Source organism: Thermoplasmata archaeon (assembly GCA_035622275.1).
Classification (GTDB): Archaea; Thermoplasmatota; Thermoplasmata; order Lutacidiplasmatales; family UBA184; genus Lutacidiplasma.
Genome location: DASPVQ010000008.1, coordinates 1 through 7,636 on the forward strand (window position 1 = coordinate 1; position 7,636 = coordinate 7,636).

The window sequence follows — 7,636 nt, forward strand, 5'->3', positions numbered from 1 at the left end:
TCGGAGCGTGGGCGGCATCTCGAGATCGGGACGACCACCAATCGCAGGCGGAGCTCGCCCTCGTTCGGCCCGGACGGTACTCCTCCTGTTTCGCCTTGAGCCCCCCGTCCCGTACGGTGAGCTTAGGCGGAGAAGGTTAGCTCAACTCGACGAGGAGCGTCGCGCGGGACGACGACCACCCCTCGACGCGCGAGGGCATCGGGCCGAGCTTAAGCGAGTCGACAAGGAACTCTGCGACGGCTTGGATTGGCTGCAGGTGCACGACGAAGTCCGTCGAGGACTCGAGGGTCGGTATTCTCTGATGTTGGAGAACCTCGGGGCGACGCTCACGACAGCCTACTTGGCGGCCGAGGAGGACTTGGTGCGGTTTATCGTGTCATACCGCGATGGGAAGGGTATCTCGGGAGATGACGGCCTCCCGGCGTTCGATTCAATGGAGGCAAGACGTGAGCTCGCGGCATCGGACCTCCGCTTCCTTTCGAAGATGCGCTCGATGTGGAAGTCGCACAGGGCCATGCTCCTCGATTTCATCGAACATGGGGACGAGCTCTACATCGGAATCCCGCCGAGACCCATCGGAGACCCTCAGACTGATCCGCGAGCTGACCCCGACCGATACAACGACCTGAGACTGAAGGTACTTCGGAGACTCGACTCACGCCGTCGGAAAGCCGGGGTCCACCGACCATCCACAGCCATCGGTGAGCCAAATCGAGTCTGAAATAGAACCAACTAAGTCTGTGAATCCGTCCGGGCCCATACCCTAGGCGCGCGGGCGCCCGTCGCCGTCGGCGCCCGCCGCGGCGAGGAGCTTCTCGAGCAGGAGCTCGTGCTTGTGCTCGTCGGCCTCCATGCTGTCCCAGAGGATCCGCATCACGCCGCCGAGGCCGGGAGCGAGGTCGGCGTCGGTCGTCGCCTCGGCCTTGTGCTCGCGCGCGATCAGGTTCTCGACGTCCGCGCGCGTGATGCCGGTCGGGACGCTCGAGGAGACGCCCCGGTCGAGGTAGGCGGCGAGCGACGCGACGATCTCGGCGTGGCGCAGGCTGTCGGAGGCGATCTGCCGGAAGAGCGCCCGCGTCAGCTCGTCGCGCGAGCGCTGGGCGAGCCGCATGCACTCGGCGACCGCTTCCTGCTCGCCCCGGATCCGGTTGCGCAGCCACCGCGGCACCTCGCGACGCATCGCCGCGCTGGGCACGCGGGCCGCCCGGGAGCGGCCGGCCCCGCGGGGCGGGCGGGCCAGCGCCTCGAGCGCGATCGCGGCCTCGAGGACGAGCCGGGCGTCCCCGCGGGTCGTCATCAGCCGTTGGGCCGTCGTCCGGGCGAGGCGGCGGGCCCCCTCGTCGGCGAGGAAGCGAGCGAGCTTGGGCCCGAGCCGCTTACCCGAGATATACTGCGAGACCGACGACGGCACGACGCCGAGCAGTTCGGCGGCCTGGCGCTCGGGCAAGCCGAAGGCCTCCACGAGCTCCCGCGCCACCATCGCCTGCATGATCTGCACCCGGGCGACCGGGGACGGAGGCGCGTCGGCCATCGCGCCGCGCCGAGCCCGGCAAGGTAGATAGCGCCTCGCCGGCGCGCCGGCGTCCCGGCGGGGCGAGCCGACCTAGATCGCGTTCACCAGGAAGCCGATCACGAACCCGACGAGGACCCCGAGGTAGACGAGGCGGTTGCGCGCGATCGACGCCTCCCGGCTGTCGAGCGGCCGGAACGCGACCCGCAGCATCGGCAGGATAACGTAGGCAATCGCGCCGATCGCGAGCGCGTCGAAGATCACGAGGAAGAGGGCGTTGCTCCAGAAGTAGCCCACCGCGCCCCCGAGCAGCGTGGGGAGGCCGCCGACGAGGAACAGGCCGAAGAGCGTCGGGAGCCGGCTGCGAACCCCGCTGCCGAGGTAGGGCGAGACGATCGGGAAGCCCTCGGTGACGTTCTGCAGGAAGAAGCCCACGAAGACAACCGCGAGGACCCCGATCTCGCCCGCCGTCCACGTCGCGCCGAAGACGAGCCCCTCGGTGAGGTTCTGCAGGCCGATGCCCAGCGCGATGATCAGAGCGGTCAGGCGCGGACCCCCGTCCGCGCTTGCGACGCGCGACGGAAGGTTGTCGATGACGTAGAGGCCGAGGAAGGCGACGACGAAGGCCGCCGCGAAGGCGATCGTGTAACCGGCGTCCGCCACGTATCCGTTCGGGTACAGGATCGGCGAGACGTCCGAGAAGACGTCGCCCATCAGGAAGATCAGGATCCCGATCGCGCCGGCGTTGAGGACGGTCGCCCAGCGCCCCTGGGCGCGCTTGCTGAAGACGATCGGCAGCGACAGGAAGATGGAGAGTCCCATCGCCGCGGTGAGGATCATGAACACGGGAAAGTCGCTCATGACGGGCCCGGAGGTAGCTAGCCGGGCGGAACTATAAGCGTGTTGTTTGTGAAAGCGCTACAATTATTCATCACGACGTGAAGGCCACCTCGCCGGAGAGCCTAGCGCCGGGTGGCCCTGCGCGCGGAAAAACGAACGAAGGGGTTGGACCGGGCGGCTAGCCGCACCCGCAGCCGCCGGCACCGCAACCGCAGCCGCCCGCCTCGGAGTCCCCGTGGCCATGGCCGTCGGTCACCGGGAGCTGGGGGGCCGTGATCTTGAAGCCCGTGGCGTTGAGGTCCTGGACGAAGTCGATCCGGGCGCCGTCGAGCATCTCGGCGCTCAGGTCGTCGACGACGATCGAGAACCCGTCGACCGGGATGACCTTGTCGCCCGTGCGCGGCTTGTCGAACGCCATCCCGAACGTCGGGCCCCCGTGACCGCCGCCGCCACCGCAGCCGCATCCACCGCCTCCCGAGCCGCAGCCGCAACCGCCGCCGCCGCCCGACTGGAGGAAGACGCGGACCGCCGTGCCCGGCTTCTGGTTCCGGATGAGGTCCCGGACCTGGTCCTGCGCTTCTTGCGTCACTTCCAATTTGATCGTCGGACTATCGCTCATTCCCGGGGCCCTCCTTCGCTACCCCGACGTTCGTACCGGGCCGGGACTATAAAGCTCCGGGCTCAGGCGCGCTACGCGGAGAACGACTTGCCGCAGGAGCAGGTTTCCTTCGCGTTCGGGTTGTAGATCTTGAATCCCGAGGCTTCCAGCCCGAGCAGGTAGTCGACCTTCAGGCCGTCGAGCAGCGGCGCGCTCGCCCGGTCCACCACGACCTGGAGCCCGGCCTGATCGTAGGCGATCTCGTCGCCCGACTCGCGCCGGTCGAACGACATGCCGTAGGTGAGCCCGGAACAGCCGCCGCCCTGGACGAAGATGCGCAGGGCGGAGCCGGGCTTTCCCTGCTTCTCCATGATCTTGAGGACCTGCTCCCGAGCGGAGGTCGACACGTCGATCGCCACCATCGCCTGCCTCCGGCGAACTAGCCCGGGGCGCGGTAAAAGAGTTGCTGGCGTACGCGCCACCTCGCCGAGGGACGCCGCTCGACGCTTATCTATGGCGCCCGGGTGGCCGGATGATGTGCCGTCTCTTCGCCCAGCTGTCCGCCCGCGATGAGCCGGCGGAACCGTGGCTCGTGCGCTCGGACCGATCGCTCCTCGCGCAGTCTCACGCGAGCCCCGACGACCCCCAGCGGGAGGGATGGGGCGTCGGCTGGTTCAACGATCAGGGTCGCGCGCACGTCGTGAAGGGGATCCACGGCGCGTTCGAGCCCGGGGAGCGCGAGCGATTCGTGGCGGCCGCCGGGGCGGCCCGCGGGCCCGTCGTCTTCGGGCACCTTCGCCACGCCAGCAACCCGATGAACCTCCCGCCCGAGCGGCTCCTGGGCCTCGAGAACTCCCAGCCGTTCGAGACCCACACGGTCCTCTTCGCGCACAACGGGGCGATCCCGTTCCCCAACGAGACCCGGCCGATGCTGGGCCTCCTGGAGCCGAAGGTCCGAGGGATCAACGATAGCGAAGTGCTGTTCTGGCTGCTCGTCCGCAACACGGAGGAGCGTGGCGACCCGCTCCAGGGCTACGTGCAGACCGTGGAGGATCTCGTGAGGGTCCGCGAGGGCCTCGGTCGTCCTGCGATCCCGCCGTTCTCGGGCCTCAACGTCGTCTTCTCGCGGGGCCCGGACGAGCTGTGGGCGTTCTGCCAGTGGACCGGTGACCACGGGCGCGGGCTCATCGACACCTCGCGCCCCTACTACGAGATGACCTATCGCGCCGCGCCCCATCGGCTGATCGTTGGCAGCGAGCCGTTCGACGGGGAGCGGGGCGCCTGGCAGAATCTGCCGAACGGCCGGTACCTGTCCGCGCGACGTGAAGGGGACCACGTGAGGCTCACGACGGGGCCCACCCCGATCCCGGTCGGACTCGAGCTCGGGCCTCCGCCTTCCTGAGCGGTCGGCGCGCGTCGGTCCCGATGACGAGCGAGATGCTCTCGGGACCCGACCTCGGGGGCGGATACCTCCACCAGCTCACCACCGAGCGGGACGGAGATCGCACGACGTTCACCTACCACGCGCAGGACGGCGGGCAGGATGCCGGAGGACCCCCGAAGGGGCCGCTCGACCCGTTCGGGTTCGTCCACCCTCCCTCGGCCTGCCCGTTCGGCGGGCCGCGCTGCTGGCACCGACGCTTCCTCCTTCCATTCTCCGAGACCGCCCGCGTGCGACCTTGCTACAACCGCCACCGCTTCGTCCTCGAAACCCTGCTCGACCAGGCGTACGCGGGCCGGGCCGTGGACGTCGAGACGGCCGTGCCCGAGCTGCTCGACCGCCTCGAGCGCTCGGGCCTCTCCTCGCCGACGGACTTCTACATCGGGGGATCGGCCGCCGCCTGGCTCCTCGGCGCCCCGCTGCGGCCGCGCGACGTCGATGTGGGCGTCTCGCGCGCGGCGGTCGACCGCGTCGGTGCCGCCTTGATGGAGTACCTGATCGAACCGGTCGCGACGACCGACTGGCCCGGCGTCGGGATCGTGCGCGGGGGCCGCGCGTTCGTGGGGACGCTCGTCCGCGGGGCGCGGGTGGAGTGGGCGGTCGCACTGGGGGAGGAACCGCGAAGCCCGTACGAGGAGTGGGGAGGCCCCATCGGGGGAGCACGGACGGTGAGCGCGCGTGCGCTCGGTCGCACGGTCGCCGTGACCCGGCCGGAGTACGCGCTCGTGAGGGCCGCCATCAAGGCGACCGGCGCGCCAGCGCCGCCGCTCGTTGACTGGCTGCGGGAATTCGGCCCGGACCTCGAGCTGTTCGACGCGCTCGCGGAGCGGGCGCGGCTGCCGGCCGAACAGCGCGCGGCGCTGCGAGGGCGGCTCACGGCCGAAGGCGCCGGCGCGGCGGATCGTGGTGCGCGTCGACCCGCACCTTCATAGTCCGGAGCGCCGGCGGGCCGTCGATGCTGGCCCCGCGGATCGCGCCCCCGGTAACCGAGCACCTGACCCCGCACGACCTGGTCACCTACTTCCGCTGCCCGTACGAGATGGAGCTCGAGCACGCCCGCCGGCGCACGACGCCCACCGGCGGGCCGGGCCTCGTGCGGACCCCGATGGACGTGGTGCCCCTGCGCCACTCCCCGCTCCTCGCGCCGCCGCTCGGGCACCCGGTGGTGAACGAGGGGCGGCTCGACCTGGACGAGCGCGACCTCCTGGTCTACGAGGACGAGGGGGAGGACGACCTGCCGATGCTCTTTCCGCCCGAGCGCGTGCGCCTGGACGCCCGGTTCCGCAACGGGGGCCGAACGCTCGTGGATCCCGAGCTCGCCCTCGCGGGCCGTCCCGATCTGATCGTGCAGCGAGCGGACGGCTCCATCGTCCCGGTCGAGTACAAGGAGACCCATCTGTTTCCCGGCTACCACATGGCCCACGGTCGCCTCTTCGACACGGTGCAGTCGATCGCCGAGTGCCGGCTCGTCTCGGTCGCCTTCGGTCGGCGCGTCCCGTACGGGATCGTCCTGTACGGGGACGAAGCCGGCGGCGGGCTTCATGAGGGATGGGTCCGGATCCCCTACGGCGACGCCGAGGAAGCGTGGCTGGTCGCCGCGCTCCGACTGGTCCGCGACGACCCCGTCCGGGCGCCGGTGCCCGCGGAGCGCAACTGCGGGGGCTGCGCGCCCAACGGCGACGGTCAGTGCCGGTTCGCGGTCGCTCGGTACGAGGGGCCGCACCACCGCCACGCGTTCGATGCGCGGCCCCCGGCGTAGGACTCCCGTTCCGTTCGTCATCGCCGGCGCGCGGCCCGGTCCCCGTCGTTCGGGCGAGCTGTTAAATATCAGGCGTCCGTTGAACGCGGGCCGCGCCCGGACGTTGTTCCATCGGTCGGTACGTGCACCCGCCGAGGCCCCGCCTCTTCGGGGAAGGGCGAGGGTCCGGCCGCCCCTGGCGGCAGGACCGATGACGCCGATCACACGCGTTCTGGACGCTTGTCAAGCATAATCAGTGTAGCTGACTCCTGTCAGCTGGGGAATGGCTAGGCTCGGGCGCCGACGAAGGTCGTGCCAAGCTGCGATAAGCGGTGGGTAGGCGCAAGGAACCTGTGATCCACCGATCACCGAATCGGAACTCCGGTCCCGCAAGGGACATTCCGCAAGGAAGGGGAACCCCCCGAAGTAAAGCATTCTAGTAGGGGGAGGACAAGAAATCAACCGAGATGCCGTGAGTAAAGGCGATCGAAAACGGCCCAGGACAAACCGAATCCCCGCCCGGTGAGGGTGGGGAGATGTGGAGTAGTGGACCTCCGTACTCGCTGGCTTCCGGAGCCGAACGTGCCTGGAACGGCGGACCCTAGAGGGTGAAAGTCCCGTAGGCGAACGGAAGAGGCGAGATTGGAGGGATCCCGAGTACCGTGCGTTGGATATCGCGCGGGAAGCCGGGAGGTACAGTCTTCCGATCCTAAATACGTCCCGAGACCGATAGCGAAATTAGTAGCGCGAGCGAACGCTGAAAAGTACCTCGGAAGGGAGGTGAAAAGAGCCTGAAACCAGCTGACGATAAGCCGCATGCGGCCCCCAAGGAACGAAGCAGCCGCGAGGCTGTGGACACAGGGTCCATGCGTCCGTTTTGAATAACGGGCCAGGGAGTTTCGATCAATGGCGAGGCTAAGGCCCGCACGGCCGCAGCCGAAGGGAAACCGACGGTCCGCAGTCCCGCAAGGGACGAGGGACGGGGTGCGCTCGCCCGAAGTCATTGGTGGAATACCCGAAGCCAATCGATCTAAGCGTGGGTAGGTTGAAGCCTGCCGAAAGGTAGGTGGAGGACCGAACCGGTGTTGACGTGCAAATCACTCGGATGACCTGTGCTTAGGGGTGAAAGGCCAATCTAGACTGGGGATGGCTGGTTCCTCCTGAAACTACTCGCAGGTAGGTCTCGGCCGAGCTGGCGCGCGATGTAGAGCACCGATTACGGGAAGCGGGACCGAAAGGTCTCGGCCGGTTGTCGAACTCCGAAGTTGCGCGCGGCGTGGACGCCGGGAGTGAGCGCGGCAGGGGTAAGCCCGCCGTGCGAAAGGGAATGCAACCCAGCCTCGCATTAAGGGCCCCAAGTGCCGGTTAAGTGTCATGCAAAGGGCGTCCGTGTTCGAAGACAACTGGGAGGTGGGCTCAGAAGCAGCCATCCTTCAAAGAGTGCGTAACAGCTCACCAGTCGAGGGCATGGGCACCGAAAATGGACGGGGCTAAACCGGCCCCCGATAT

Annotated in this window: 8 protein-coding genes and 1 rRNA gene; 5 read left to right on the forward strand and 4 right to left on the reverse strand. The window is 68.7% G+C overall.

Annotated features, from left to right (window positions below; genetic code table 11):
- Positions 1–301 precede the first annotated feature (301 nt).
- Entirely contained in the window at positions 302–721 is a 420-nt protein-coding gene (locus tag VEL82_03105; GenBank protein ID HXW66854.1) for a hypothetical protein, read from the forward strand.
- A 42-nt stretch (positions 722–763) separates the two neighbouring features.
- On the opposite strand, the gene VEL82_03110 is transcribed toward VEL82_03105, so the two are convergent.
- The 4 genes from VEL82_03110 to VEL82_03125 all read right to left on the reverse strand — a co-directional run bounded on the left by VEL82_03110 (position 764) and on the right by VEL82_03125 (position 3,370).
- Positions 764–1,531 carry a hypothetical protein gene (locus tag VEL82_03110; GenBank protein ID HXW66855.1) on the reverse strand — a complete coding sequence of 256 codons (768 nt, stop codon included), beginning with the start codon at positions 1,529–1,531 and terminating at the stop codon, positions 764–766.
- A 72-nt stretch (positions 1,532–1,603) separates the two neighbouring features.
- Positions 1,604–2,371 (reverse strand): hypothetical protein, encoded by a 768-nt coding sequence (locus VEL82_03115; protein HXW66856.1) that lies wholly within the window; start codon positions 2,369–2,371, stop codon positions 1,604–1,606.
- Positions 2,372–2,528: 157 nt separating this feature from the next.
- Positions 2,529–2,969: an iron-sulfur cluster biosynthesis family protein gene (locus VEL82_03120; GenBank protein ID HXW66857.1), complete on the reverse strand. Its 441-nt coding sequence runs from the start codon at positions 2,967–2,969 to the stop codon at positions 2,529–2,531.
- 71 nt (positions 2,970–3,040) lie between these two features.
- Positions 3,041–3,370, reverse strand: coding sequence for an iron-sulfur cluster assembly accessory protein (locus tag VEL82_03125; protein HXW66858.1), 330 nt, complete (start codon positions 3,368–3,370; stop codon positions 3,041–3,043).
- 110 nt (positions 3,371–3,480) lie between these two features.
- Here VEL82_03125 and VEL82_03130 point away from each other — a divergent pair, with 110 nt between their 5' ends.
- The 4 genes from VEL82_03130 to VEL82_03145 form a co-directional block, all read left to right on the forward strand.
- Positions 3,481–4,350: a class II glutamine amidotransferase gene (locus VEL82_03130; protein ID HXW66859.1), complete on the forward strand. Its 870-nt coding sequence runs from the start codon at positions 3,481–3,483 to the stop codon at positions 4,348–4,350.
- A 23-nt stretch (positions 4,351–4,373) separates the two neighbouring features.
- Positions 4,374–5,321 (forward strand): hypothetical protein, encoded by a 948-nt coding sequence (locus tag VEL82_03135; protein HXW66860.1) that lies wholly within the window; start codon positions 4,374–4,376, stop codon positions 5,319–5,321.
- Positions 5,322–5,344: 23 nt separating this feature from the next.
- Positions 5,345–6,148: a hypothetical protein gene (locus tag VEL82_03140; GenBank protein HXW66861.1), complete on the forward strand. Its 804-nt coding sequence runs from the start codon at positions 5,345–5,347 to the stop codon at positions 6,146–6,148.
- Between the two features lie 234 nt (positions 6,149–6,382).
- A 23S ribosomal RNA gene (locus VEL82_03145) occupies positions 6,383–7,636 on the forward strand; the annotation flags it as partial.